Here is a 22885-nt window from a genome sequence, read left to right as displayed (position 1 = left end):
GCGGCTGGCCATAAAACTCAGCAAGGGAACATAAAATGACCCAGCAAGAGGAGCGCCAAGGAGCGGGAGCCGGACAGCGGACCGCGGAATTCATGGCGGAGGGACGCCAGCGCATCGAGGACTTCGCGGAAGCGCAAGCCCAGTTTTGGGATCGCGTGCAGGACAGCAATCGGAAGTGGCTGGACCGGATGCAGGCCGAGGCGTCCATGGCGGCGGATTTCGCCAATAAGCTGACCTCCGCCAAGTCGCTCACCGACACCGCCAATCTATTTCAGACCTGGACGGTGAAGCATATGGAAATGGCGACGGAGGACGCCCGCCGCATGCTTTCCGACACGCAGGAGATCATCGCGGCCGGCGCCCGCTTCTGGACGAATGTCGGCGCGGGAGACGGCAAGGGCCGGGGCCACTGAGCCGACGCGAGACGGAGGGCCGGCGCGCCGGGCCTCCCCTTCAGGCGGTCGCTATTCCTCCTCGCGGTCGTGGGTGAAGCCGACCTTCAAGGCGACCTGATATCTTTCGACATTACCCTTCTCGATGCGCCCGCGAATTTGCGTCACCTCGAACCATTGGAGATTGCGCAAGGTGAGCCCCGCGCGCTGGATCGCCGCGGCGATCGCGCCTTCGATGCTGTCAGGCGAGGTGCCGACGAGCTCCACCATCTTGTAAACGGAGTTTTCCATGCGCCGCTCCCATCGTTCAACGCCCGCAGAGAAATTAGGGCGCGCGCCTGTCGGTCGCCAGGGCTTGAGCGGCGCGGCCGCGACTCCGACCGCGCAAAAGTGATCGGCCCGCCAATCTAGAGCGCGCTTTCCGCAAAGGCCGGCTTCCGCCTTTTCGGCGCGCGCTCTAAAACTTCTTCACCTCGATGCCATGCTTCTGCAGCGCATAGCCGATCTGGCGCGGAGTCAATCCGAGCAGGCGCGCGGCCTTCGCCTTGACCCAGCCCGCGCGCTCCATGGCGTCGATGAGCTTCTCGTAATCCGTGCGCGGATCCTTCTCGATGACCGTGCAGTTTTCGGCTCCCGGGCAGGCTTCTCCGACAACCGGCGGGCCGGGCTCGACATGCGCCGGCGCCGGCGCCGGCGGCCGCGCCGCCTGCGGAGCGACGATCGGCAAAGGCGTCGTGCCCGAGGGCCATTTCGATGACGAGCCGCTCCATAGAATGGCGGAAAGACAGCCGTCCTTGCGGCAGGAGAAATCCTTGTCGACGATGATGTCGCCATGCGCGAGCGTCGCCGTTCGATAGATGCAGTTCTCCAGCTCGCGAATATTGCCGGGGAATCCGCATTCGTTGAGCACGGACATCGCGGAATCCGAGAATCTCAGCTTGCCGCCCTGCTCCGTGTTGAACCGGCGCAGGAACTCGTTCGCGAGAAGCTCGAGATCGCCCTTGCGATCGCGCAGCGGCGGCAAAAAGATCGGCACGACGCTGATGCGATAATAGAGGTCGGCGCGGAACTCGCCCTTTTGCACGGCCTCCTCGAGATTGCGGTTCGTCGCGCAGACGAGACGAACGTCGACCTTCAGCGTCCTCGTTCCGCCGACGCGCTCGAATTCGCCCTCCTGCAGAACGCGGAGGAGCTTGGCCTGGAAGGCCGGCGTGATCTCGCCGATCTCGTCGAGGAACAGCGTGCCGCCGTCGGCAAGCTCGAAACGACCCTTGCGCATATTGGCCGCGCCGGTGAAAGCCCCGCGTTCGTGGCCGAACAGCTCCGATTCCAGCACGCTTTCGGGCAGCGCCGCGCAATTGAGCTTCACGAAGGGCTTGTTGCGGCGGGGCGACTGATCGTGAATGGCGGCCGCGAAGAGCTCCTTGCCGGTGCCCGACTCGCCGCGCAGCAGAACGGTGGACTTCGCCTTGGCGACGATGCGGATCTTCTCCACGACGGCGCGCACGGCCGGGCTGTCGCCGACAATGCCCTTCAGCCCCTCGGCCTTCACTTCCGGCGGAACCGCCGCCTTCTCGCGCCAGGCGCTTTCCTGCATCAGCCGCTCGCGGTCGCGCGCGATGAGCTTATGCAGCCGCAGCGTCTGACCGACGAGATTGGCGATCATCGTCAGAAAGCGCACGTCGTGGTCGAAGAGAACCGAAGAGCGATGGTTGCGCGCGCGATCGACCGTCAAAGTGCCGACGACCATGTCGCCATCCTTGATCGGCACGCCGATCATGGAGAAGGACTGGCCGTCTTCCGGTCCCCAGCCCGACAGATCCATGCCTTCGAAGAGCGGCGAGGCGGCGACGTCCTCGACGACGACCGGCATTTTCGTCGCGACGATCTGACCGACGGCGCGTTCGGGCAGCCGGTCGAAGAACACCTTCGCGGCGCCTTCGCTCCATCCGGAGCCGACAACCACCTCCGGCGCCCCTTTTGCGTCGAGGATCGCGATCAGGCCGTGCCGCATGTCGAGGAAGCTCGACAACAGCGTCAGAACGCCCGCGAGGACATTTTCAAGCCGATTGGCCGACGCGAGAAGTTTCGAGATTTCGTAGATGCCGACCAGCGCGGTTTCGCCGGAGACCACCGCGCGAGGCGGCGGCGGGGCGCTAACGGAGCCGCCGAGTTCAAGACCCATGTGGGAGCCTCATGACAGGCGTTGCTTTGCAGGGGTCATAAGCAAATGACGCGCCAAGTGGAAGAATCCGTCGGAAATCCCGGAACTTCAGGCTTTTGCGGCGAACCCGCTTCCTTAGAATTACTATAAGAACAATTGAAATGACGCGATTTTGGCTTTGGCGCCGAATCCTCCGGCGCCTTTCTCGGATGACGTAAATCAACCTCTTCGAATGTCGCCTTGCGAACATACCTCCGACGGCTTTGCGACAAGCCGCCGCGCCCGCAGACGCCCCGATGCGATCCAAAAATCATACGTATTTTCAGCATGTTAGATCAACGCCTCGCCCATGGCACGCTTGTTGCGGTCCGACTGCCAACGTCGGCGGCCGACATTGGAATTGTTCCAGACACCCTTCTCGCGGGGTCCAACAACAAAGCCTGAGAGGTTGATGAAATGGACGACTCTCGCTCCTTCGACACTTATGAGGCTGAACCGGCGTCGCCGCAGCTCGACGACATCATGCAGAAGATCGCCGAGCACAAAGGATGCGGCACATCCGGCGGCAGCGGCAAGGCAAGTTGCGGCTCCGGCGCCGGCGCCGGCGACATGCCTCAGGAGATTTGGGAAAAGGTCAAGAACCACCCTTGCTACAGTGAAGAGGCGCATCATCACTATGCGCGCATGCATGTCGCCGTCGCGCCCGCGTGCAACATTCAGTGCAACTACTGTAACCGCAAATATGACTGCGCCAATGAATCGCGCCCCGGCGTCGTCTCCGAGAAGCTGACGCCCGAGCAGGCCGCGAAGAAGGTTCTCGCCGTCGCTTCCGCCATTCCGCAGATGACGGTGCTCGGCATTGCCGGCCCCGGCGATCCGCTCGCCAATCCGGGCAAGACCTTCAAGACCTTCGAGCTGATTTCCGAGGCGGCGCCCGACATCAAGCTCTGTCTGTCGACCAATGGCCTCGCCCTTCCCGACCATGTCGAGACCATCAAGAAGTTCAACGTCGACCACGTCACGATCACGATCAATATGACGGATCCGGACATCGGCGCGGAAATCTACCCCTGGGTGTTCTGGAAGCATAAGCGCGTCACCGGCAAGGAAGCCGCGAAGATCCTCACGGATCGGCAGTTGCAGGGCCTCGAGATGCTGACGGCGAACGGCATCCTCTGCAAGGTCAACTCGGTGATGATCCCCGGCATCAACGACGATCACCTCGTGACGGTGAACCGCGAAGTGAAGTCGCGCGGCGCCTTCCTGCACAACATCATGCCGCTCATCTCGTCGCCCGAGCACGGCACGGTCTTCGGCCTCAACGGCCAGCGCGGCCCCTCCGCGCAGGAGCTGAAGGCGCTGCAGGACAGTTGCGAAGGCGAGATGAACATGATGCGCCACTGCCGCCAGTGCCGCGCCGACGCGGTGGGCCTGCTCGGCGAGGACCGCAGCGCGGAGTTCACCACCGACAAGATCATGGAGATGGACGTCAATTACGACCTCTCCGCGCGCCAGGCCTATCAGGAGAAGGTCGAGGAAGAGCGCATGGCGAAGGTCGCCGCGCGTAACGCCGAGCTCGAAACCCTTGCCGGGGAGAACGCGGATCTCAAGATCCTCGTCGCCGTCGCGACCAAGGGCTCGGGCCGCATCAACGAGCATTTCGGCCACGCCAACGAGTTCCAGATCTACGAACTCTCGAGCGCCGGCGCGAAATTCGTCGGCCACCGCCGCGTCGATCTCTACTGCCAGGGCGGCTATGGCGAGGAAGACGCGCTCGAAACGGTCATCCGCGCGATCAATGACTGCACGGCGGTCTTCGTCGCCAAGATCGGCCATTGCCCGAAGGACGATCTGATCAAGGCGGGCATCGATCCCGTCGATCAATACGCCTACGAGTTCATCGAGCAGTCGGCGATCTCCTACTTCAAGGACTATCTCGCCAAGGTGAAGAGCGGCGAGATCGACCATGTCACGCGCGGCGACGCCGACATTCGTCAGGGCGCTTTCGTTCCCGTGAACGCGTAGCGCGCTTCCCGATCGACAGGATCGCGCCTCTTCAGAACGCGGAGCAGGTTCTCGAAAAAGTCCGCCGACTCTTTCGGGACCTGCTCCGAAGCCCAGCAAAGGAGCTGAACCATGACCTACAAGATCGTCGCCTCTCAGTGCACGTCGTGCTCCGCCTGCGAGGCGGAATGCCCGAATGTCGCGATTTCCGAGAAGAACGGCACCTTCGTCATCAATCCGAAGAAGTGCACGGAGTGCATCGGCTATTTCGACGTGCCGCAATGCGTCGCCGTCTGCCCGGTGGACAATACCTGCGTCATCGACACCTCCTATCCTCGCTATCAGCCGAGCGCCTAAATGAAGATCGAATTCACTCCCGCGGCGGAGAAGTTCATCCGCCGCCTCGTCATGTTTGACGGCGGACCGGGCCACGGCCTTCGTCTTCTCGTATCGCCGGGCGGCTGCTCGGGCATGTCGGCGGAGTTTTCCGTCGAGCCCGCGCCGAAGGAAGGCGAGCAGGTCTATGCGCATCCGCAGTTCAAGCTGTTCCTGCCCGCGCAGAGCCGCCTGCTGCTCGACGGCGTGACGATCGATTTCAAGGAGACGGCGACTTCCACGGGCTTCGTCTTCATCGACCCCAAGGCGACGGGCTGCGGTTGCAAGACGACCGACGCCCCCGCCTTCGAGGAAACGGCGTGAGGGCGTGACATGACGCGTGACGCGGCGGTGCGAAATGGCGTGGCGGCGGAGCAGGATTTTCTCGCTTCCGTCATCCTCGGGGAAGGTCTTCCCGAGGAAGCCGAGCGCCTTTTGCACGCCGCGGCTCTGTCCTATGATCAGGACGACGTCGCGCTGCGCTATCTGACGGAGGCGCGTCTTCTCGCGCCAACCCATCCCGCCACGCTCATCGGCCTTTACCGCTTCTATTTCTACAAGGGCCGCCTCAAGGAATGCCTGCGCGTCGCGGAATCCTGCCTCACCCGCGCCGCGATCGACAATTCGCTGCCGCTCGACTGGCGCCAGGTCATGCCGGAAGACGCGGCCTTTGGCGACTATGACGCCGTTCTGCCCCGCTTCTTCATGTTCTCGCTCAAGGGCTATGCTTATCTGAGCATGCGCCTCGGCGATTTCGACGAAAGCGCGGAAGCGATCGACAAGCTCCTGCAGCTCGACCCCGCCGACAAGATCGGCGCGAAGGTTCTGCTCGGCGTTCTCGAGCGCAGGGGGCAAGAAGAAGATGTCGACTGACGACATCGACGAGGCGATCGACTGGCGTGGCGACGCCGTCGATTGCGCCGCATGCGCGCATGCGGACAGGCTCGTCCAGGAAAAATGCAAGCCTTTGCGCGCCTGCGTGCATGACCGCTATGCGCGGCGCATCGACCGCTTCTTCGACTGGAACCCCGATCTCGCGCGCGATTACGTCGCGCATGATTATTTCGAGGTTCGCGCCTGCGCCGCCAAGGCCGCGGAAATCTTTCTTCTGCCGGCCATGCTGGACGATCCTGAAGAAGCGGTCCGCTGGAGCGCAGCGCGGCGCCTTCCGCGCCGCTACATTCTCCGGCTTCGCAACGATCCCCATCGCGAGGTCCGCATCCGCATCGCCGGCCGGCTTGAAGGCCCCGACCTCCTTCCGATGATGAAGGACGAGGACTATGCGGTGCGCCAGGCCGTCGCAAAGAAGCTGTCGCCCGATTTGCTTGTGCTGATGATCAACGACGCCGACGCGGGCGTGCGCCGCATCGTGGCGAGCCGGATCGAGCGCGCCGCGCTGATGCGGCTTTCGAAGGACAGCGATCCCGTCGTGCGTCTCGAAGCCGCCAAGCGGCTGGCGCCGGCGGATCTGAAAGCCCTGATCAAGGACGCCGATTGGCGCATTCGCTACGAAGTGGCGCAACGCGCCGATGTCGAGGTCGTTGGGCCGCTGGTTGCGGATGAGGACCCGCTGGTGCGCGAATGCGCGCGCGATCGCTTCAAGGATGCGCGCATCGAGCCGCCCTCAAATGTCATCGTCGCACAAACGCGGAGCGATTCATGACCAATATCAGCCGAGACAGCGATCACGTCGAGCTCGATGGCCCGCCTTATTTCGATTATGGCGATCGCGTGCGCGCCAAGCGCACCATCCGGAATGACGGCACCTTCCCCGGCAAGGACGTCGGGGAAATCCTCGTGAAGAAGGGAGAGGAAGGCTTTGTCGTCAATATCGGCACCTTTCTCCAGCAATTCTACATCTACGGCGTCGAATTCGAGTCGACCGGCAACCGCGTTGGCATGAAGCGCAAGGAGCTGGAGATGGTCAATGTGTCGGGCGAGGAGGAGGACTAATGAGCGGACCCGCGAAATTCGACTGGGGCATGCGCGTGCGCGCCACGACCGACCTCGTCAATGACGGCTCCTATCCCGACCGCGCCGACGACGAATTGCTCGTGAAGACCGGCGACACCGGCGAGATCGTCAATGTTGGCATACATGTTGAAACGGAAACCGCCGTCTATCTCGTCGAGTTCTCTCCGCAACTCGTCATCGGCTGTCTCGAGGACGAGATCGAGCCCGCCTGAATATCCTTTTTGCAACCGGCCAAAGAAAGAGGCGCAACGTGAAAGTCATGATCCGCAGAGACTCGGAAGGCATCCTCTCGGCCTATGTCCCCAAAAAGGATCTCGAGGAGCCGATCGTCTCCGTGCAGAACCCTGACATGTGGGGCGGCTCGGTCACGCTCGCCAATGGCTGGGTGTTGCAGCTTCCGGAAATGGCGGCGGGAACCACGTTGCCCATCACCGTCGAAGCCAAGAAGATCGGCGGAGAGTGACATGACCATCGCCCCTGCGCAGGTCACGCAAATGGACGCGGCGCTCGCGACGGCCGACGCCAGCTCGCAGACGCTCGCGGCCATTCGCCAGCTTGCGCCGGGCCTGATGGTGACGCGCTGCGATGCGATCGACATGCGGGACGAGACGCCGTTCCGCGTCTATGAAAAGTGCTCGCTCTATCTCGTCGACGGACGCGACCACTGCTGGAAGATCACTCAGGATCCGGCCTGCGCGACGGGCGTCGCGCTCGCCCCCAATGGAGGCGCAGCATGAAGACGACGTTCCTGCCGCTCAACGATCCGGATCTCGCGCAAAGCGATCTCGAAGCGGTCATCGAAATTCTTCAGGGCCAGAGACTCTCGCAAGGCGAGACGGTCGAAGCCTTCGAGGAGGAATTCGCGCGCTATCTCGGACGCAAGCACGCCGTCGCCACGTCGAGCGGCGCGATCGCCCTGCTGCTGGTCCTGCGCGCGCTCGGAATCGGACCCGGCGACGAGATCGTGACGTCGTCCTATTCCTTCCGCGAAACGGCGCACGCGGTCACGCTCGCGGGCGCGAAGCCCGTCTTCGCGGACATCGATTATTGGGCCGGCACGCTCGATCCGGAAAAGGCCCGCAAGGCCGTCACCGACAAGACCCGCGCGATCCTCGCCGCCAACGCCAATGGCCATCCGGCGCCCTGGGAGGCGCTGCGCGCCCTCGCCGCCGAGCATAATCTCGCGCTTCTCGAGGATTCGACGGAAGCGATCGGCTCCGTCTACAAGGGCAAGCTTGTCGGGACGTTCGGCGATTGCGCCGTCTTCGACTTCTCGCAGCCCGGCGCCCTCGTCTGCGGGGAAGGCGCCATGATCGTCACGGACAATGACGACACGGCCGCCATGCTGCGGCGCCTCCGCAGCCGCAAGGTCGAAGAGCGCTCCTCCGTCGTGCTCGGCGCCTGGGCGCCGCTGCAAGCGACATTGAGCGACATCGTCGCGGCGCTCGGGCTCGCGCAATTGCGCCGGCTGGAGCTGCTGCTCGCGCGACGCAAGCGCGTCGAGCGCTGGTTCCTGGAATATGTTCGCTCCTTCGAGGGCATCAAGGACCCCTATATCGCGCCCGACGTCGATCAGGTCCATTGGTTCCTTTACGTCGTGCATCTCGGCACGCGCTTCTCGCGCTCGAGCCGCGACGCGATCGTCGACGATCTGCGCCAGGAAAAGATCGAAGCGACCGCCTATTCGACGCCGCTGCATCTGCAGCGTCATTATTTCGACCTCGGCTATCGGCGCGGCGACTTCTTCGTGACGGAGAAGGTCGCGGACCGCGCCGTCGCCCTCCCCTTCCACGCGCATCTTACGGAAGATCAGGTCGCCTTCATCGTCGGAACGATGAAGGACGCCTCGATCAATATCGGCGCGGGAACCGCCATCTATCTCTAACGGCCGCGTGGCCTTTCACACAAGGAGTCAAACTATGCCGACAGTCACCATTCTTCCTTCGGGCAAGACGGTCGAAGCGACGACGGGCAGCCGTCTGCTCGACGCCATTCTCGCGGCGGGCGAGCCGATCGTCAGCAAATGCGGCGGCGAAGCGAAATGCGGCCAGTGCCACGTCTTCGTGCAGGAGGGCAGGAAGAGTCTCTCCAAGACGACGCGCATCGAGAATGAGAAGCTCGACACCATTGTCGGCGTCGGCTCCAAATCGCGTCTCGCCTGCCAGGCGACGCTCGGCGCCGAAAATGTAACGGTGGAGTTGCTGGGCTTCGACTCCGGCTTCTGATCCGACAAAGGAGACAAAAATGACCGACACGATTCTCATTCACGTCCGTTTCAACAATGACGGCAGCGTGCTCGAAATTCAGGAGCGCCCGACGAGCCTGACGCCCGAGCAATGGTTCAAGAAGCTTTCGGACAAGGCGGGCAACGCGTTCCAGGCGCTGACGGGCGGCCGCGGCGTGTTCCGCATCGCGTCCGCGGACGTCGAGGCGCTGAAAGCCGCCGTTCTGCAGTGAGGCATTGCGTCAGCCGCTTGGCGAAAGGATTGAGCGAATGATCGGTGAAATTGTGACTGCCTTTCGTCAAGGCGACGTCGTTCCTTATCTGGGGCCGGGCGTCACCGGCCTTCTCGGGGAGGCGGCTCCTCCGTCGCTTCCCGAAAAACTGGTGCAGGATCTTGTCGCCGGCGCCACGGTGCCGCACAAGATTCGCAACAATCTCACGGCGGCCTCGCAATATATCGAGAACTTCAAGCATCGGAAGACGCTCACCTGCCTGATGGCGAAGGCCTTCTCCCATCAATGCGCGCCGGGCGCCTTCCATGCGTGGATCGCAAGTCAAACGCAATTGCCGCTCGTCGTTCACGCCTGGTACGACGATCTCGTCGTGAAGGCCTTCGGCGCCCGCGCCGATTGGGGCCTCGTTCAGGGCGTGACGCAAAGCGAGCATTTCGGCGATTGGGTGAACTGGTTCCGTCCGGACGGCTCGGCCGTTCCGACCAAGACGTTCATTCGCGACGGCTCCGGCGCCAAGGCGCCCGCGGAAGCGCCCGAGGAAACGCTTTCATGGCGCACGCTGGTCTATGAGCCGCTGGGCTCGGTCTGGCCGGCGTCGAATTTCATCGTCTCCGACTCCGACTATGTCGAAGTCCTGACGGAGATCGACATCCAGACGCCGATCCCGGATTCGGTTCAGACGATCCGCAAGGGCAGAAGCTTCCTTTTCCTCGGCTGCCGCTTCACCAACCAGCTCGAGCGCAGCTTCGCCCGTCAGATCATGAAGCGCTCGTCCGACAAGCATTGGGCGGTGATCGACGGAGCGCTCACGAAGAACGAAGAGAAATTTCTGCGCGAGCAGAACATCCAGCGCATCGAGGCGAGCCTCGCCGATTTCACTGCGGCGCTGACCGAAACCAAATTCGCCGCCGCGGCCGAATAAAGATCCCGGAAAGAAAGAGAATGATCGAGGAGCTTCCGCAAGTCTTCAAATATCACGCATTCACCTGCTTCCAGCAGCGCCCCCCGGGACATCCGCGCGGAAGCTGCATGAGCGCCGGCGCCAAACCGCTATGGGATCGCCTGCAGACCAGGCTCAATGCGCAGCCCATGCCCGACGTTTCGGTCACGGCGACCGGCTGCCTGGGATTCTGCCGCGCGGGCCCGCTCATGGTCGTCTATCCGCAGGGCGTCTGGTATACGCCGCGTACGGAAGCCGACATCGATGAAATCATCCAGTCGCATTTCGTCGACGGAAAGCCGGTGGAGCGGCTCATCATCGTCCCGCAGCTCTGATACGGCTTCCGCCTGATCGCATTGCGACAATGCTCACGACGTCATTGCAAGCCAAAGGCGAAGCAATCCAGGGGCGTCATCACGGCTCTGGATTGCTTCGCTCCGCTCGCAATGACGGTGCGCCAGAATGAATCAAACCGGTATGAGCGCGACGCGAAGGCGGACAAAAGCCGCCGGACACACAAATCCGGCGGCTTTTTTGTTCGTTTCCAATCTCAGCCTGGAACCTTGGAAGGCCGGCCTTCGGCGTCCTTGAAGGGGAACAGTCCGGATTGGAAGCACTGGGTCATATGCTCCGCGCGAGCGATCGCCGCGGCGGCGAGCGACTCCGGCAGCGTCTCGGTCGCGGCTTCCTTGAACAGCGACAGCCAGCGGCTGAAATGTTCGACTTCGATCGGCAGATTGACGTGAACGCCGAAAGGCGTTCCCTGATAGCGCGTCGTGCCGAGAAGCGCATGCGACCAGAAATTCGAAACGATTTCCAGATGCGGCTCCAGCTCAGGGATGGATTTGGCGAAGATCGGGCCGAGCATCGCGTCCGCATCGCCCTTCTCATAGAAGCGCCTTACGCAGGCGCGTATCGCCGCCTCGGCCGCCTCATCCTGCGCGCTCGCTTCCATGACCGCCGCTTCCATCTCCGCCTCCTCGTAATTTACTTTACATTGAGCACCGTGAGCGGAATTGTCACCCCGCCGGAGCTGCGGCCGAGCATCGCGTCGGCCTTCTGACGGACGAACTCGATCTTGAGCGGCTTGGCCAGAAAGCCGTTCGCGCCCGCGGCGACGCATTCCTTGCCATAGGCCGTATTCGCCGGCTCGACGACGACGAGGATTTTCACCTTGGGCGAGGATTCCTTAAGCTTGCCGAAGAGCTCCAGACCCTCCGCCTTCGGCAGGCTCTCCGAAAGGATGATCAGATCCGGCGGCTGCGTCTTCGCCTTTTCCACGGCCGCCGCCGAGCTCGCGACTTCATGCGCCTCGAACTCGTCATGCAGCATGAACTGCAGCGCGGCGCGGATGATCTCATTGTCATCGACAATGAACACCCGTTTGTTCTCCAGCGCTTTGGACATCTCGACGCCGATCTGCATCTCTTCGCCTCGCTCCCATTGTCACCAACGGACGAAGAAGCAAGCGACATGCCGTCCGCTGCCCCGGCTTTTTGGACCGATTCCAGAGTCAGTTCGGTTGCGAACATGACTGTCGGCTTTGACACACGTCATCCCTGCGGCGGACTAAACCTATAAATACATGATTTATAAAGCTTTTGTTAGATTTCACGTCCTTGGCACGCCCTTTGCGCAACAGGGCTCGCAAGGCTTTTGGCTGCCGGTTCAATTGGTCTCTTGGGAACGCTCCGGTCGCCCGCGCCTCGTCGCAAAGTGAAGAAAGCTCGGGCTCGCGTGTGGCGCGCGCCGACAATCTAACGGTCCAATCAAGGAGAATGCAATGTCGCTTCGACAGATCGCTTTCTACGGCAAGGGTGGCATCGGCAAATCGACGACCTCCCAGAACACCCTCGCGGCGCTCGCCGAGATGGGCAAGAAGATCCTCATCGTTGGCTGCGATCCCAAGGCCGACTCCACCCGTCTCATTCTTCACGCCAAGGCTCAGGACACCATCCTGTCGCTCGCCGCTGAAGCCGGCTCGGTCGAGGACCTCGAGATCGAAGACGTGATGAAGGTCGGCTATCAGGACATCCGCTGCGTCGAGTCCGGCGGTCCGGAGCCGGGCGTGGGCTGCGCCGGCCGCGGCGTCATCACCTCGATCAACTTCCTCGAGGAGAACGGCGCTTACGAAGGCGTCGACTACGTCTCCTACGACGTGCTCGGCGACGTGGTCTGCGGCGGCTTCGCCATGCCGATCCGTGAGAACAAGGCGCAGGAAATCTACATCGTCATGTCCGGCGAGATGATGGCCATGTATGCGGCCAACAACATCTCCAAGGGCATTTTGAAGTATGCGAACTCCGGCGGCGTGCGCCTGGGCGGGCTGGTCTGCAACGAGCGCCAGACCGACAAGGAGCTCGAGCTTGCCGAGTCCCTCGCCAAGAAGCTCGGCTCCAAGCTGATCTACTTCGTGCCGCGCGACAATATCGTTCAGCACGCCGAGCTGCGCCGCATGACGGTCATCGAATACGCCCCGGAATCTCAGCAGGCCGGCCATTACCGCAATCTCGCGCAGCGCGTCGACGGCAATGCCGGCAACGGCACGATCCCGACGCCCATCACGATGGACGAGCTCGAGGACCTGCTCATGGAGCACGGCATCATGAAGGCTGTCGACGAGTCCGAGGTCGGCAAGACCGCCGCGGAACTCAACGTCGCCTAATTCGACAACCGCCCGGCCCTCTCCAGGGCCGGGCCTACAACCCGACCATGAAAGGCCTCCGTCATGAGTGTGGCGCAAGCTGAATCCATCGAAGACATCAAGGCCCGCAATAAGGAGCTCATTCAGGAAGTCCTGAAGGCCTATCCGGAGAAGACCGCCAAGCGTCGCGCCAAGCACCTCGGCAACTTCGAGGACGGTAAGCCGGATTGCGGCGTCAAGTCGAACATCAAGTCCATTCCGGGCGTCATGACCATTCGTGGCTGCGCCTATGCCGGCTCGAAAGGCGTGGTGTGGGGTCCGATCAAGGACATGATCCACATCTCCCACGGCCCGGTCGGCTGCGGCCAGTATAGCTGGGCGTCGCGCCGCAACTATTATATCGGCACGACCGGCATCGACACTTTCGGCACGATGCAGTTCACCTCCGACTTCCAGGAGAAGGACATCGTGTTCGGCGGCGACAAGAAGCTCGCCAAGATCATCGACGAAATCCAGGACCTGTTCCCGCTGAACAAGGGCATCTCTGTCCAGTCGGAATGCCCGATCGGCCTCATCGGCGACGATATCGAGGCGGTCTCCAAGGCGAAGTCGAAAGAATACGAAGGCAAGACCATCGTTCCGGTTCGCTGCGAAGGTTTCCGCGGCGTGTCGCAGTCGCTCGGCCACCACATCGCCAATGACGCGATCCGCGACTGGGTCTTCGACAAGGCCGAAGGCAAGCCGGCGCGTTTCGAGTCGTCGCCCTATGACGTCGCGATCATCGGCGACTACAATATTGGCGGCGACGCCTGGTCTTCGCGCATTCTGCTCGAAGAGATGGGCCTGCGCGTCGTGGCGCAGTGGTCCGGCGACGGCACCATCGCGGAGCTTGAGGCGACGCCGAAGGCGAAGCTCAACGTCCTGCACTGCTACCGCTCGATGAACTACATCTCCCGCCACATGGAAGAGAAGTACGGGATTCCGTGGTGCGAGTATAACTTCTTCGGCCCGTCCAAGATCGAGGAGTCGCTGCGCAAGATCGCTTCGCACTTCGACGACAAGATCAAGGAAGGCGCCGAGCGCGTCATCGCGAAATATCGTCCGCTTATGGACGCCGTCATCGCGAAATACCGCCCGCGTCTCGAGGGCAAGAAGGTCATGCTCTATGTCGGCGGCCTGCGTCCGCGCCACGTCATTGGCGCCTACGAGGACCTCGGCATGGAAGTCGTCGGAACGGGCTATGAGTTTGGTCACAATGACGACTATCAGCGCACGACCCATTACGTGAAGGACGGCACGCTGATCTACGACGACGTCACGGGCTATGAGTTCGAGAAGTTCGTCGAGAAGATCCAGCCGGATCTGGTCGGCTCGGGCATCAAGGAAAAATACGTCTTCCAGAAGATGGGCGTGCCTTTCCGTCAGATGCATAGCTGGGACTATTCCGGCCCCTATCACGGCTATGACGGCTTCGCGATCTTCGCGCGCGACATGGACATGGCGATCAACGCGCCGGTCTGGAAGATGGCCAAGGCCCCCTGGGCGGCCTGATCCCAAAAACGACAAGGTCTCGCCTCTTCCCCCGGGGCGAGACCGGCTCGCGGAAACATGAGGAATAGCCATGCCACAGAATGCAGATAACGTTCTCGACCACTTTAATCTGTTCCGCCAGCCGGAATATAAGGAGCTGTTCGAGAACAAGAAGAAGAACTTCGAAAACCCTGTCGCGGACGCCGAGCTTGAGCGCGTTCGCGAATGGACCAAGACGGAAGAATACAAGGAAAAGAACTTCGCCCGCGAAGCTCTCACGGTCAATCCGGCCAAGGCCTGCCAGCCGCTCGGCGCCGTCTTCGCCGCCGTCGGCTTCGAGAGCACGATCCCCTTCGTCCATGGTTCGCAGGGCTGCGTCGCCTATTACCGCTCGCACTTCTCCCGTCACTTCAAGGAGCCGACCTCCTGCGTCTCCTCCTCGATGACCGAGGACGCCGCGGTGTTCGGCGGCCTCAACAACATGATCGACGGCCTGGCGAATACGTACAATATGTACAAGCCGAAGATGATCTCCGTCTCCACCACCTGCATGGCGGAAGTCATCGGCGACGACCTCAACGCCTTCATCAAGACCTCGAAGGAGAAGGGCTCGGTTCCGCAGGAATTCGACGTTCCCTTCGCGCATACCCCGGCCTTCGTTGGCAGCCACATCACCGGCTACGACAACGTCATGAAGGGCGTGCTGGAGCATTTCTGGGACGGCAAGGCGGGCACCGCGCCGGCGCTGGAGCGTCAGCCCAACGAGAAGATCAACTTCCTCGGCGGCTTTGACGGCTACACGGTCGGCAATCTGCGCGAAGTGAAGCGCATCTTCGAGTCGATGGGCGTGGAATACACGATCATCGGCGACAATAGCGACGTGTGGGATACGCCGACTGATGGCGAGTTCCGCATGTATGACGGCGGCACCAAGCTCGAGGACGTCGCGGCGGCGCTCCACGCCAAGGCGACCATCTCGATGCAGGAATACTGCACCGAGAAGACGCTGCCCTACGTCGCCACCAAGGGCCAGGAAGTCGTCGCTTTCAACCATCCGGTGGGCGTCGCGGCGACCGACAAGTTCCTGATGGAAATCTCCCGGATCACCGGCAAGCCGATCTCCGAGGAGCTGACCAAGGAGCGCGGCCGTCTCGTCGACGCCATCGCCGATTCTTCCGCGCATATCCACGGCAAGAAGTTCGCGATCTATGGCGATCCGGACCTCTGCTACGGCCTCGCGGCCTTCCTGCTCGAGCTCGGCGCCGAGCCGACCCACATCCTCGCCACTAATGGCGGCAAGGGCTGGGCGGAAAAGGTGCGGGCGCTGCTCGACTCCTCGCCTTTCGGCAAGGGCTGCCATGTCTATGCCGGCAAGGATCTGTGGCATATGCGCTCGCTCCTCTTCACGGAGCCGGTCGATTTCCTCATCGGCAACACCTACGGCAAGTATCTCGACCGCGACACGGGCACGCCGCTCATCCGCATCGGCTTCCCGATCTTCGATCGCCACCACAAGCATCGCTATCCGGTGTGGGGCTATCAGGGCTCGATGAACGTGCTGGTGTGGATCCTCGACGCGATCTTCGAGGACATCGACCGCAACACCAATGTCGTGGCGAAGTCGGACTACTCCTTCGACATTATTCGCTAACGAAAAAGCTCCGCCGGGCCAGTCATTGGCCCGGCGGATGCATCTTAGAGGCGCGACGAACGCGCGACTTGAGAAAGCGTGACTTGGCAGCAGGAGGCAATTGAATGGCGAGTCTGTCGGAAAAAATCCAGGACGTCTTCAACGAGCCGGGCTGCGGAAAGAACCAGGGCAAATCCGAGAAGGAGCGCAAGAAGGGCTGCACCAAGCAGCTCGCGCCCGGCGCCGCCGCCGGCGGCTGCGCCTTCGACGGCGCGAAGATCGCGCTGCAACCCATCACCGACGTCGCGCATCTGGTCCACGGACCCATCGCTTGCGAGGGCAATAGCTGGGACAATCGCGGAGCCAAGACCTCCGGCTCCTCGCTCTATCGCACCGGCTTCACGACCGACATCAGCGAGAACGACGTCGTCTTCGGCGGCGAGAAGCGCCTTTACAAGTCGATCAAGGAAATCATCGACAAATACGACCCGCCGGCCGTCTTCGTCTACCAGACCTGCGTGCCCGCCATGACGGGCGACGACATTCAAGCCGTTTGCAAGGCGGCCGCCGCCAAATTCGACAAACCGGTAATCCCGGTCGTCTCTCCCGGTTTCGTCGGTCCGAAGAATCTCGGCAACAAGCTCGCGGGCGAGGCGATCCTCGATCATGTGATCGGCACGCAGGAGCCGGAATACACCACGCCCTACGACATCAACATCATCGGCGAATATAATCTCGCCGGCGAATTGTGGCAGGTGAAGCCGCTTCTCGACGAGCTCGGCATCCGCATCCTCGCCTGCATCTCGGGCGACGCGAAATATCACGAGGTCGCCTCCTCGCATCGCGCCCGCGCCGCGATGATGGTCTGCTCCAAGGCCATGATCAACGTCGCCCGCAAGATGGAGGAGCGCTACCAGATTCCCTTCTTCGAAGGCTCCTTCTACGGCATCGGCGATATGAGCGACTCTCTGCGCGAGATCGCGCGCCTGCTCATCGAGCGCGGCGCGCCGGCCGAGCTGATGACGCGCACCGAAGCCGTAATCGCGCGCGAAGAGGCGAAGGCCTGGGCGCGCATCGCCCCCTATCGCGAGCGCCTGCAGGGCAAGCGGGTTCTGCTGATCACCGGCGGCGTGAAGAGCTGGTCCGTCGTCGCGGCGCTTCAGGAGGCGGGTCTCGAGATCGTCGGCACCAGCGTCAAGAAATCGACGAAGGAAGACAAGGAGAAGATTAAGGAGCTGATGGGCCAGGACGCCCATATGATCGACGACATGACGCCGCGCGAAATGTACAAGATGCTGAAGGAAGCGCGTGCGGAAATCATGCTCTCGGGCGGCCGGTCGCAATTCATCGCTCTCAAGGCGAAAATGCCCTGGCTCGACATCAATCAGGAACGCCATCACGCCTATGCCGGCTATGAGGGCATGGTCGATCTCGTCCATGAAATCGACAAGGCGCTCTACAATCCCGTCTGGGAGCAGGTGCGCCGCCCGGCGCCATGGGAAGAAAAGACCTGGGAAGAGCGCGCCGCCGAGGCCATCGCCGCCGAAGCCGCCGCGCTCGCCGCCGATCCTGTCGCCGCCGAGGCGGCGCGGCGCGACAAGCAGGTCTGCTCCTGCAATCTCGTCAGCGTCGGCGCGATCGAAGACGCCATTCACGACGGCGCGGACAGCGTCGCCGCCGTCGGAAAGGCGACGGCCGCCGGAACCGGCTGCGGCGGCTGTCAGGAGCGCATCGCCGCGATCCTCGAAGCGTCGGCCAAGGCGAGCGCGCTCGCCGCGCCGCAAGCCGCGTGAGGCGAGACATGGCGCGCGTCACCGTCTCCAAAAAGGCCTGCACGGTCAATCCGCTGAAAATGAGCCAGCCGATCGGCGGCGCCCTCGCCTTCATGGGCGTCTCGGGCTGCATGCCCGTGCTGCACGGCTCGCAGGGCTGCACCTCCTTCGGACTGGTGCTTTTCGTCCGTCACTTCAAGGAAGCGATTCCGCTTCAGACGACCGCGATGAACGAGGTCGCGACCGTGCTGGGCGGACTCGAAAATATCGAGCAGGCGATCCTCAACATCGTCAAGCGCGCCAAGCCCTCCGTCATCGGCATCTGCTCGACCGGCGTGACCGAGACGAAGGGCGACGACGTCGACGGCTATCTGCAATTGGTGCGCAAGCGTCATCCGGAGCTTGACGATCTCGGCATTGTCTATGTGTCGACGCCGGACTTCAAGGACGCTTTTCAGGACGGCTTCGGCAAGACCGTCAAGAAGCTCATCGAGACTTTCGTGCCGGCCGAAATCCCCAACCGCCGCGCGCCGCAGCGGGTCAATGTTCTCGCGGGCTGCCATCTCACGCCCGGCGACATTGACGAGCTGCGCGACATCATCGAATCCTTTGGACTGGAGCCGACCTTTCTGCCCGATCTCTCCGGTTCTCTCGACGGCCATATTCCGGAGGACTTCACGCCGACGACTTTGGGCGGCGTGACGAAGGAAGACATCGCCGCCATGGGCGCCGCCGCCTGGACCATCGCCGTCGGCGACCAGATGCGGGCCGCCGCCGAAACGTTGAAAGCGCGCGCGGGCGTGCCCTTCGAACTCTTCGAGCGTCTTACTGGCCTTGGGCCGAACGACGATTTTATCGCCTTCCTGTCGCGCATCAGCGGCCGGCCGGCGCCGATCAAATATCGTCGCCAGCGCGGCCAGCTCGTGGACGCCATGCTCGACGGCCATTTCCATTTCGGCGGCAAGAAGGTCGCGCTCGGCGCCGAACCGGATCTTTTGTTCGCAATCAGCCAATGGCTGACGGAAATGGGCGCGGAGGTGACGGCGGCCGTCACGACGACGCACTCGCCCCTGCTCGAAAAGATCATCGCCGAGGAAGTAGTCATCGGCGATCTCGAAGACCTCGAGAATCGCGCCGCCGGTTGCGATCTCATGATCACCCATTCTCACGGCCGCCAGGCGTCGGAGCGTCTCGGCGTTCCGCTTTATCGCATGGGGATTCCCATGTTCGACCGCATCGGCGCCGCGCATGAGACGTCCGTCGGCTATCGCGGCACGCGCGACCTCATCTTCAAGATCGGCAATCTGTTCATCGACCGGATCCACGAGCCGACGCCCGATACTTGGAAAAGCGAAAACGCCGCCGACGACGGCACGACGCTTGCGACGGCGACGGATATTCCGCTCACGAGCGCACACTGAAGGCAAAGGAGGCGTCATGAAAGTCGCATTCGCCACTCAGGACCTGGAAAGGGTCGACGCCCATTTCGGCTGGGCCAAGAACATCGCCATCTACGATCTCTCGCCCGATTCCTATTCCTTCGTCGAGTCGATCGCCTTCGCCGGCGATCTGCAGGAAGACGGCAATGAGGACAAGCTTCAGCCCAAGCTTGAAGCGATCAAGGATTGTTCGATTCTGTACGTCGCCGCGATCGGCGGCTCGGGCGCCGCGCGCGTCGTGGCGCAGAACATCCACCCCATGAAGGTGACGCAGCCGGAGAAGATCACCGATCTCATCGAGAAGCTGCAAACGGTGCTGCGTGGTTCGCCGCCGCCCTGGCTGCGCAAGATTCTGTCGAAGAGCGGCGAGCGCTCCTTCGATTTCGAGGAGGAGACCGAAAATGCCTGAAGCCGTCGCGGAAATCGAACAGAAGCCGGAAGACAGCCTCTTCATCAAAGAGCTGATCAAGGTCTGGCGGGCCCAGGACACGCATGGAACCTGGGAAAAGAAGACCGACGTCAGCCTGCTCGATCCCTACATCGTGACGAAGGAACAGCGGCGCGAAATTCCGATCATCGGCGACCCCGATCCGGAAATCCTGTGGCGCCTGGAGCTCTTCTATAACGCCGTCGGCCTCGCCATCGAGCGCCGCACCGGCTGCATGGTGCAGCCCATGATGAAGATGAGCCATGAGGGCTTCGGCCGCATGATCCTCACCACCGGCCGCCTCATCGTCGTCAACAAGCATCTGCGCGACGTTCACCGTTTCGGCTTCGAGTCGCTCGAGAAGCTTGCGGCCGAAGGCGCGAAGCTCGTCGACGCCGGCGTCGAGATGATCGAGAAATTCCCCGAAGTGGCCCGTTTTTGACGGAGGCGCGAGAATGAGCGGCGTCGATGAATTGAAGGCCGAGATCAAGAAGCTGTCGGCCAAGGCGATGAACATGAAGATGAACCTGCACGACCTCTCGGAGGAGCTGCCGGTCAACTGGACGACCATTCTGAGCGTTGCGCAGGAGACCTACGACGCCTATGCGGCGCTCGAGGCGGCGCGCAAGAAGCTCAAGGAACTCGAGGCTGCGTGATGACCGAGTTCAAGACGCGAGACGGCTCGCCTTATACGCCGCTCTACCTCACCGACATTAACGGGGAAACCTGCATCGGCTGCGGCCGGTGCTTCAAGGTCTGCCCCCAGGGCGTCATGGCTCTTTACGGCGTCAATGACGAAGGCGAAATCCTCGGCATCGTGACGGATGACGATGATGACGATTTCGACGGCGATCTCAACCGCAAGATCATGAAGGTCGAGCATGCCGGCGCCTGTATCGGCTGCAACGCCTGCGCGAGGGTCTGTCCGAAGAACTGTCAGACCCATGTGCCGGCGGACAAGATCGCGGCCTGATCGCCCATGACGCTGCTCGCGCCCCCGCACGAGCTGATGGCGGGCGCCCGTCCGGCGCCCGCCGCGGAAGCGCTCTATCTCATGATCCGCGCCGAGCGGACGGCGCGCGCGCAGGCGGCGCCCTTCACCGCGCATGTTCTCGCCTGCATGCTGACGGTCGCTATCGTGCAGGCGTACGAGACGGGCGACACATTGTGCTCGGCGCTCGGATTGAACCGGACGGACATCGAAACCTTGACGGCGCAGTGGGCGCCCGCGGCGCGCCGCTTTATCAACTTCGACGCCGAACCCGAGCAGCTCTCCCTCGATGAAGAGGAAACCCAGCTTCACGAATTGCTCGCGCGCTTCAAATCCGACGGCGCGCCTCTGACGGGGTGGATCACGTCGATCGTCGTCCGGCGGGCCATGTCGCCGCGCCATCTCTGGCAGGATCTCGGCCTGCTCGAGCGCGGCGAGCTCACGAGATTGATGAACGAATGGTTTCCGACGCTCGCGGCGGCGAATGTCCACAATATGAAATGGAAGAAATTTTTCTACAGACAGCTTTGCGAGCTCGAGGGCTTTTCCCTCTGCGCGGCGCCGACCTGCCAGGAATGCGGCGATTTCGACAATTGCTTCGGGCAGGAAGACGGCGCGAGCGCCCTGGCGCGGCTCGCGCATCGCTAAGCCCCTCTTCCCCAAGGACGGCCGCGTTCGAAAAGGCCTTTGTCGGTTCTCCGACAATGATGGCTTGCCGACAGGCAGCCTGCTCGGAAACCACTGCATTTCAGAGCTTTTCAGCACTGGCACATCGGTTGCTAATCCTTGAGCGAGATATCTTAACCAGGGAGCTATCGAGATGATCCAGTTGACGGATAGCGCGGTGACGGCGGTTCGGACGGCGATGGCGGGCGCGGGGCAGGAAGTCGAGGGGCTGCGCATCATGGTAGAGGCCGGCGGCTGCGCGGGGCTCAAATATATGATGGGCCTGGTGAATGAAGCCGACCCGAACGACCACGTCTTCACCACGGACGGCGTGAAGGTTTTCGTTGAGGAAGGTTCGCTCGCTTATCTCGACGGCACGAAGATCGATTTTGTGATCGGCCTCGAGGGCTCAGGGTTCACGTTCGACAATCCTCAAGCCAAATCGAGCTGCTCCTGCGGCAAATCTTTCGGTTGATCGCAAGGAGGCGGCGATGTGGGACTACTCTGACAAGGTCAAGGACTATTTCTTCAATCCGAAGAACGCCGGCGTGCTCGGCGAGGCGAACGCCGTCGGCGAAGTCGGCGCGATTTCCTGCGGCGACGCGCTGAAGCTGATGATGAAAGTCGATCCCGACACGGAAGTCATTCAGGAAGCGAAATTCCAGACCTTTGGCTGCGGCTCCGCCATCGCCTCCTCCTCCGCCCTCACCGAGCTCATCATCGGCAAGACGCTGCAGGAAGCCGTGACCATCACCAATCAGGACATTGCGGATTTTCTCGGCGGCCTGCCGCCGGAAAAGATGCATTGCTCCGTGATGGGCTATGAGGCGCTGCAGGCGGCGATCGCCAATTTCCGCGGCGAGGAATGGCACGACGATCATGAGGAGGGCGCGCTGCTCTGCAAATGCTTCGGCGTCGACGAAGGCATGATCGAGCGCGCCATCCGCATGAACAAGCTCACCTCGATCGAGCAGATCACGGATTACACCAAGGCGGGCGGCGGCTGCCTCACCTGCTTCGACAAGCTCGAGGAATTGCTGTCGAAGGTGAACGGGGAGCTCGTGGCCGAGGGTCTTCTCGCAGAGCATGAGGCCTATCGTCTCGGCGTTGCGGACGCCACGGAGCTGAAGGCCAAGGCGAAAGCCAAGAAGGAAGCGGAAAAGGCGGCCGCTGCGCCGGCGACCTCGCCGCTCACGCCCGCTTCGCCGCTGCCGCCGCCATCGGCGAGCATGACAAACCTCAAGAAGATGCGCCTCATCGAGGAAGCGATCGAGGAGCTTCGGCCATATCTCAAGAAGGACGGCGGCGATTGTGAGCTGATCGACGTCGACGGCGGCAATGTGATGGTGAGCCTCACCGGCGCCTGCATGGGTTGCCAGATGGCGAGCGTCACCGTGTCCGGCATTCAGGAGCGGCTCATCGCCAAGCTCGGCATGCCGATCCGCGTCATCCCCGTCAAATCCCACGCGCATTGAGGGAA

31 protein-coding genes are annotated in these 22885 nt (G+C 62.3%); 27 read left to right on the top strand and 4 right to left on the bottom strand.

All coding sequences use genetic code 11. The features are described from left to right. Nucleotides 1–35: 35 nt before the first annotated feature. Nucleotides 36–413: a hypothetical protein gene (locus ACV7JP_RS13420; protein WP_457796172.1), complete on the top strand. Its 378-nt coding sequence runs from the start codon at nucleotides 36–38 to the stop codon at nucleotides 411–413. Between the two features lie 51 nt (nucleotides 414–464). Here ACV7JP_RS13420 and ACV7JP_RS13415 read toward each other — a convergent pair whose 3' ends face one another. Beyond that, nucleotides 465–683, bottom strand: a complete 219-nt coding sequence (locus tag ACV7JP_RS13415) for a dodecin (RefSeq protein WP_457796171.1) — start codon at nucleotides 681–683, stop codon at nucleotides 465–467. Nucleotides 684–849: 166 nt separating this feature from the next. Continuing rightward, on the bottom strand, nucleotides 850–2577 hold the full coding sequence (gene nifA, locus ACV7JP_RS13410) for a nif-specific transcriptional activator NifA (protein WP_457796170.1): 1728 nt from the start codon (nucleotides 2575–2577) through the stop codon (nucleotides 850–852). 435 nt (nucleotides 2578–3012) lie between these two features. Between nifA and nifB the strand changes: the two genes are divergently transcribed. The 14 genes from nifB to ACV7JP_RS13340 all read left to right on the top strand — a co-directional run bounded on the left by nifB (nucleotide 3013) and on the right by ACV7JP_RS13340 (nucleotide 10641). Next, entirely contained in the window at nucleotides 3013–4581 is a 1569-nt protein-coding gene (gene nifB / locus ACV7JP_RS13405; protein ID WP_457796169.1) for a nitrogenase cofactor biosynthesis protein NifB, read from the top strand. A gap of 111 nt (nucleotides 4582–4692) precedes the next feature. After that, on the top strand, nucleotides 4693–4917 hold the full coding sequence (locus ACV7JP_RS13400; RefSeq protein ID WP_442754127.1) for a 4Fe-4S dicluster domain-containing protein: 225 nt from the start codon (nucleotides 4693–4695) through the stop codon (nucleotides 4915–4917). Beyond that, nucleotides 4918–5259, top strand: coding sequence for a HesB/IscA family protein (locus tag ACV7JP_RS13395; protein ID WP_457796168.1), 342 nt, complete (start codon nucleotides 4918–4920; stop codon nucleotides 5257–5259). A gap of 9 nt (nucleotides 5260–5268) precedes the next feature. Beyond that, nucleotides 5269–5808 (top strand): hypothetical protein, encoded by a 540-nt coding sequence (locus tag ACV7JP_RS13390; RefSeq protein ID WP_457796167.1) that lies wholly within the window; start codon nucleotides 5269–5271, stop codon nucleotides 5806–5808. Beyond that, nucleotides 5798–6598 (top strand): 4Fe4S-binding leucine-rich repeat protein, encoded by an 801-nt coding sequence (locus tag ACV7JP_RS13385; protein WP_457796166.1) that lies wholly within the window; start codon nucleotides 5798–5800, stop codon nucleotides 6596–6598. The genes ACV7JP_RS13390 and ACV7JP_RS13385 overlap by 11 nt, the downstream gene beginning before the upstream one ends. After that, a complete protein-coding gene (locus ACV7JP_RS13380; RefSeq protein ID WP_457796165.1) occupies nucleotides 6595–6888 on the top strand; it encodes a nitrogen fixation protein NifZ in 294 nt (97 codons plus the stop codon). The genes ACV7JP_RS13385 and ACV7JP_RS13380 overlap by 4 nt, the downstream gene beginning before the upstream one ends. Continuing rightward, on the top strand, nucleotides 6888–7121 hold the full coding sequence (locus tag ACV7JP_RS13375) for a nitrogen fixation protein NifZ (protein WP_457796164.1): 234 nt from the start codon (nucleotides 6888–6890) through the stop codon (nucleotides 7119–7121). The genes ACV7JP_RS13380 and ACV7JP_RS13375 overlap by 1 nt, the downstream gene beginning before the upstream one ends. Nucleotides 7122–7168: 47 nt before the next feature. After that, on the top strand, nucleotides 7169–7372 hold the full coding sequence (nifT, locus tag ACV7JP_RS13370; protein ID WP_457799087.1) for a putative nitrogen fixation protein NifT: 204 nt from the start codon (nucleotides 7169–7171) through the stop codon (nucleotides 7370–7372). A gap of 1 nt (nucleotide 7373) precedes the next feature. Continuing rightward, nucleotides 7374–7646 carry a hypothetical protein gene (locus ACV7JP_RS13365; RefSeq protein ID WP_457796163.1) on the top strand — a complete coding sequence of 91 codons (273 nt, stop codon included), beginning with the start codon at nucleotides 7374–7376 and terminating at the stop codon, nucleotides 7644–7646. Next, nucleotides 7643–8794: a DegT/DnrJ/EryC1/StrS family aminotransferase gene (locus ACV7JP_RS13360; protein ID WP_457796162.1), complete on the top strand. Its 1152-nt coding sequence runs from the start codon at nucleotides 7643–7645 to the stop codon at nucleotides 8792–8794. Before ACV7JP_RS13365 ends, ACV7JP_RS13360 begins: the two co-directional genes overlap by 4 nt. A 34-nt stretch (nucleotides 8795–8828) precedes the next feature. Further along, nucleotides 8829–9134, top strand: coding sequence for a 2Fe-2S iron-sulfur cluster-binding protein (locus ACV7JP_RS13355; protein ID WP_457796161.1), 306 nt, complete (start codon nucleotides 8829–8831; stop codon nucleotides 9132–9134). A 19-nt stretch (nucleotides 9135–9153) separates the two neighbouring features. Further along, nucleotides 9154–9366: a hypothetical protein gene (locus tag ACV7JP_RS13350; RefSeq protein WP_457796160.1), complete on the top strand. Its 213-nt coding sequence runs from the start codon at nucleotides 9154–9156 to the stop codon at nucleotides 9364–9366. Between the two features lie 37 nt (nucleotides 9367–9403). Beyond that, entirely contained in the window at nucleotides 9404–10288 is an 885-nt protein-coding gene (locus ACV7JP_RS13345) for an SIR2 family protein (RefSeq protein ID WP_457796159.1), read from the top strand. A 20-nt stretch (nucleotides 10289–10308) separates the two neighbouring features. Further along, nucleotides 10309–10641: a (2Fe-2S) ferredoxin domain-containing protein gene (locus ACV7JP_RS13340; protein WP_457796158.1), complete on the top strand. Its 333-nt coding sequence runs from the start codon at nucleotides 10309–10311 to the stop codon at nucleotides 10639–10641. A 215-nt stretch (nucleotides 10642–10856) separates the two neighbouring features. On the opposite strand, the gene ACV7JP_RS13335 is transcribed toward ACV7JP_RS13340, so the two are convergent. Then, nucleotides 10857–11276 carry a group III truncated hemoglobin gene (locus ACV7JP_RS13335; RefSeq protein ID WP_457796157.1) on the bottom strand — a complete coding sequence of 140 codons (420 nt, stop codon included), beginning with the start codon at nucleotides 11274–11276 and terminating at the stop codon, nucleotides 10857–10859. 17 nt (nucleotides 11277–11293) lie between these two features. After that, nucleotides 11294–11731: a response regulator gene (locus tag ACV7JP_RS13330; RefSeq protein WP_457796156.1), complete on the bottom strand. Its 438-nt coding sequence runs from the start codon at nucleotides 11729–11731 to the stop codon at nucleotides 11294–11296. A 358-nt stretch (nucleotides 11732–12089) separates the two neighbouring features. On the opposite strand from ACV7JP_RS13330, the gene nifH reads away from it, so the two are divergent. The 12 genes from nifH (at nucleotide 12090) to nifU (ending at nucleotide 22880) form a co-directional block, all read left to right on the top strand. Continuing rightward, a complete protein-coding gene (gene nifH, locus ACV7JP_RS13325) occupies nucleotides 12090–12971 on the top strand; it encodes a nitrogenase iron protein (RefSeq protein ID WP_457796155.1) in 882 nt (293 codons plus the stop codon). 63 nt (nucleotides 12972–13034) lie between these two features. Beyond that, entirely contained in the window at nucleotides 13035–14501 is a 1467-nt protein-coding gene (nifD, locus tag ACV7JP_RS13320) for a nitrogenase molybdenum-iron protein alpha chain (protein WP_457796154.1), read from the top strand. A 70-nt stretch (nucleotides 14502–14571) separates the two neighbouring features. Beyond that, on the top strand, nucleotides 14572–16131 hold the full coding sequence (gene nifK / locus ACV7JP_RS13315; protein WP_457796153.1) for a nitrogenase molybdenum-iron protein subunit beta: 1560 nt from the start codon (nucleotides 14572–14574) through the stop codon (nucleotides 16129–16131). A gap of 104 nt (nucleotides 16132–16235) precedes the next feature. After that, entirely contained in the window at nucleotides 16236–17903 is a 1668-nt protein-coding gene (gene nifE, locus ACV7JP_RS13310) for a nitrogenase iron-molybdenum cofactor biosynthesis protein NifE (RefSeq protein ID WP_457796152.1), read from the top strand. Nucleotides 17904–17911: 8 nt separating this feature from the next. Further along, nucleotides 17912–19303, top strand: a complete 1392-nt coding sequence (nifN, locus tag ACV7JP_RS13305; protein ID WP_457796151.1) for a nitrogenase iron-molybdenum cofactor biosynthesis protein NifN — start codon at nucleotides 17912–17914, stop codon at nucleotides 19301–19303. 16 nt (nucleotides 19304–19319) lie between these two features. Continuing rightward, nucleotides 19320–19730 carry a nitrogen fixation protein NifX gene (gene nifX, locus ACV7JP_RS13300; RefSeq protein ID WP_457796150.1) on the top strand — a complete coding sequence of 137 codons (411 nt, stop codon included), beginning with the start codon at nucleotides 19320–19322 and terminating at the stop codon, nucleotides 19728–19730. Then, nucleotides 19723–20190 (top strand): NifX-associated nitrogen fixation protein, encoded by a 468-nt coding sequence (locus ACV7JP_RS13295; protein WP_457796149.1) that lies wholly within the window; start codon nucleotides 19723–19725, stop codon nucleotides 20188–20190. Before nifX ends, ACV7JP_RS13295 begins: the two co-directional genes overlap by 8 nt. 13 nt (nucleotides 20191–20203) lie before the next feature. Beyond that, a complete protein-coding gene (locus tag ACV7JP_RS13290; RefSeq protein ID WP_457796148.1) occupies nucleotides 20204–20404 on the top strand; it encodes a CCE_0567 family metalloprotein in 201 nt (66 codons plus the stop codon). Next, nucleotides 20404–20721, top strand: coding sequence for a ferredoxin III, nif-specific (gene fdxB / locus ACV7JP_RS13285; RefSeq protein WP_457796147.1), 318 nt, complete (start codon nucleotides 20404–20406; stop codon nucleotides 20719–20721). The genes ACV7JP_RS13290 and fdxB overlap by 1 nt, the downstream gene beginning before the upstream one ends. Before the next feature lie 6 nt (nucleotides 20722–20727). Further along, complete coding sequence (locus tag ACV7JP_RS13280; protein WP_457796146.1) at nucleotides 20728–21387, top strand: nitrogen fixation protein NifQ; 660 nt, start codon at nucleotides 20728–20730, stop codon at nucleotides 21385–21387. A gap of 172 nt (nucleotides 21388–21559) precedes the next feature. Next, nucleotides 21560–21880, top strand: a complete 321-nt coding sequence (locus ACV7JP_RS13275; protein WP_442754152.1) for a HesB/IscA family protein — start codon at nucleotides 21560–21562, stop codon at nucleotides 21878–21880. Nucleotides 21881–21896: 16 nt separating this feature from the next. Beyond that, nucleotides 21897–22880, top strand: coding sequence for a Fe-S cluster assembly protein NifU (gene nifU, locus ACV7JP_RS13270; protein ID WP_457796145.1), 984 nt, complete (start codon nucleotides 21897–21899; stop codon nucleotides 22878–22880). Nucleotides 22881–22885: the final 5 nt, after the last annotated feature.

The sequence above is a fragment of the Methylocystis sp. S23 genome (assembly GCF_054106005.1).
This window is presented reverse-complemented; position numbering and strand designations above follow the sequence as displayed.

Coding starts and splice junctions, on each gene's coding strand:
- ACV7JP_RS13420 (WP_457796172.1), top strand. CDS start 36: ATGACCCAGCAAGAGGAGCGCCAAGGAGCGGGAGCCGGACAGCGGACC.
- ACV7JP_RS13415 (WP_457796171.1), bottom strand. CDS start 683: ATGGAAAACTCCGTTTACAAGATGGTGGAGCTCGTCGGCACCTCGCCT.
- nifA (WP_457796170.1), bottom strand. CDS start 2,577: ATGGGTCTTGAACTCGGCGGCTCCGTTAGCGCCCCGCCGCCGCCTCGC.
- nifB (WP_457796169.1), top strand. CDS start 3,013: ATGGACGACTCTCGCTCCTTCGACACTTATGAGGCTGAACCGGCGTCG.
- ACV7JP_RS13400 (WP_442754127.1), top strand. CDS start 4,693: ATGACCTACAAGATCGTCGCCTCTCAGTGCACGTCGTGCTCCGCCTGC.
- ACV7JP_RS13395 (WP_457796168.1), top strand. CDS start 4,918: ATGAAGATCGAATTCACTCCCGCGGCGGAGAAGTTCATCCGCCGCCTC.
- ACV7JP_RS13390 (WP_457796167.1), top strand. CDS start 5,269: ATGACGCGTGACGCGGCGGTGCGAAATGGCGTGGCGGCGGAGCAGGAT.
- ACV7JP_RS13385 (WP_457796166.1), top strand. CDS start 5,798: ATGTCGACTGACGACATCGACGAGGCGATCGACTGGCGTGGCGACGCC.
- ACV7JP_RS13380 (WP_457796165.1), top strand. CDS start 6,595: ATGACCAATATCAGCCGAGACAGCGATCACGTCGAGCTCGATGGCCCG.
- ACV7JP_RS13375 (WP_457796164.1), top strand. CDS start 6,888: ATGAGCGGACCCGCGAAATTCGACTGGGGCATGCGCGTGCGCGCCACG.
- nifT (WP_457799087.1), top strand. CDS start 7,169: ATGATCCGCAGAGACTCGGAAGGCATCCTCTCGGCCTATGTCCCCAAA.
- ACV7JP_RS13365 (WP_457796163.1), top strand. CDS start 7,374: ATGACCATCGCCCCTGCGCAGGTCACGCAAATGGACGCGGCGCTCGCG.
- ACV7JP_RS13360 (WP_457796162.1), top strand. CDS start 7,643: ATGAAGACGACGTTCCTGCCGCTCAACGATCCGGATCTCGCGCAAAGC.
- ACV7JP_RS13355 (WP_457796161.1), top strand. CDS start 8,829: ATGCCGACAGTCACCATTCTTCCTTCGGGCAAGACGGTCGAAGCGACG.
- ACV7JP_RS13350 (WP_457796160.1), top strand. CDS start 9,154: ATGACCGACACGATTCTCATTCACGTCCGTTTCAACAATGACGGCAGC.
- ACV7JP_RS13345 (WP_457796159.1), top strand. CDS start 9,404: ATGATCGGTGAAATTGTGACTGCCTTTCGTCAAGGCGACGTCGTTCCT.
- ACV7JP_RS13340 (WP_457796158.1), top strand. CDS start 10,309: ATGATCGAGGAGCTTCCGCAAGTCTTCAAATATCACGCATTCACCTGC.
- ACV7JP_RS13335 (WP_457796157.1), bottom strand. CDS start 11,276: ATGGAAGCGGCGGTCATGGAAGCGAGCGCGCAGGATGAGGCGGCCGAG.
- ACV7JP_RS13330 (WP_457796156.1), bottom strand. CDS start 11,731: ATGCAGATCGGCGTCGAGATGTCCAAAGCGCTGGAGAACAAACGGGTG.
- nifH (WP_457796155.1), top strand. CDS start 12,090: ATGTCGCTTCGACAGATCGCTTTCTACGGCAAGGGTGGCATCGGCAAA.
- nifD (WP_457796154.1), top strand. CDS start 13,035: ATGAGTGTGGCGCAAGCTGAATCCATCGAAGACATCAAGGCCCGCAAT.
- nifK (WP_457796153.1), top strand. CDS start 14,572: ATGCCACAGAATGCAGATAACGTTCTCGACCACTTTAATCTGTTCCGC.
- nifE (WP_457796152.1), top strand. CDS start 16,236: ATGGCGAGTCTGTCGGAAAAAATCCAGGACGTCTTCAACGAGCCGGGC.
- nifN (WP_457796151.1), top strand. CDS start 17,912: ATGGCGCGCGTCACCGTCTCCAAAAAGGCCTGCACGGTCAATCCGCTG.
- nifX (WP_457796150.1), top strand. CDS start 19,320: ATGAAAGTCGCATTCGCCACTCAGGACCTGGAAAGGGTCGACGCCCAT.
- ACV7JP_RS13295 (WP_457796149.1), top strand. CDS start 19,723: ATGCCTGAAGCCGTCGCGGAAATCGAACAGAAGCCGGAAGACAGCCTC.
- ACV7JP_RS13290 (WP_457796148.1), top strand. CDS start 20,204: ATGAGCGGCGTCGATGAATTGAAGGCCGAGATCAAGAAGCTGTCGGCC.
- fdxB (WP_457796147.1), top strand. CDS start 20,404: ATGACCGAGTTCAAGACGCGAGACGGCTCGCCTTATACGCCGCTCTAC.
- ACV7JP_RS13280 (WP_457796146.1), top strand. CDS start 20,728: ATGACGCTGCTCGCGCCCCCGCACGAGCTGATGGCGGGCGCCCGTCCG.
- ACV7JP_RS13275 (WP_442754152.1), top strand. CDS start 21,560: ATGATCCAGTTGACGGATAGCGCGGTGACGGCGGTTCGGACGGCGATG.
- nifU (WP_457796145.1), top strand. CDS start 21,897: ATGTGGGACTACTCTGACAAGGTCAAGGACTATTTCTTCAATCCGAAG.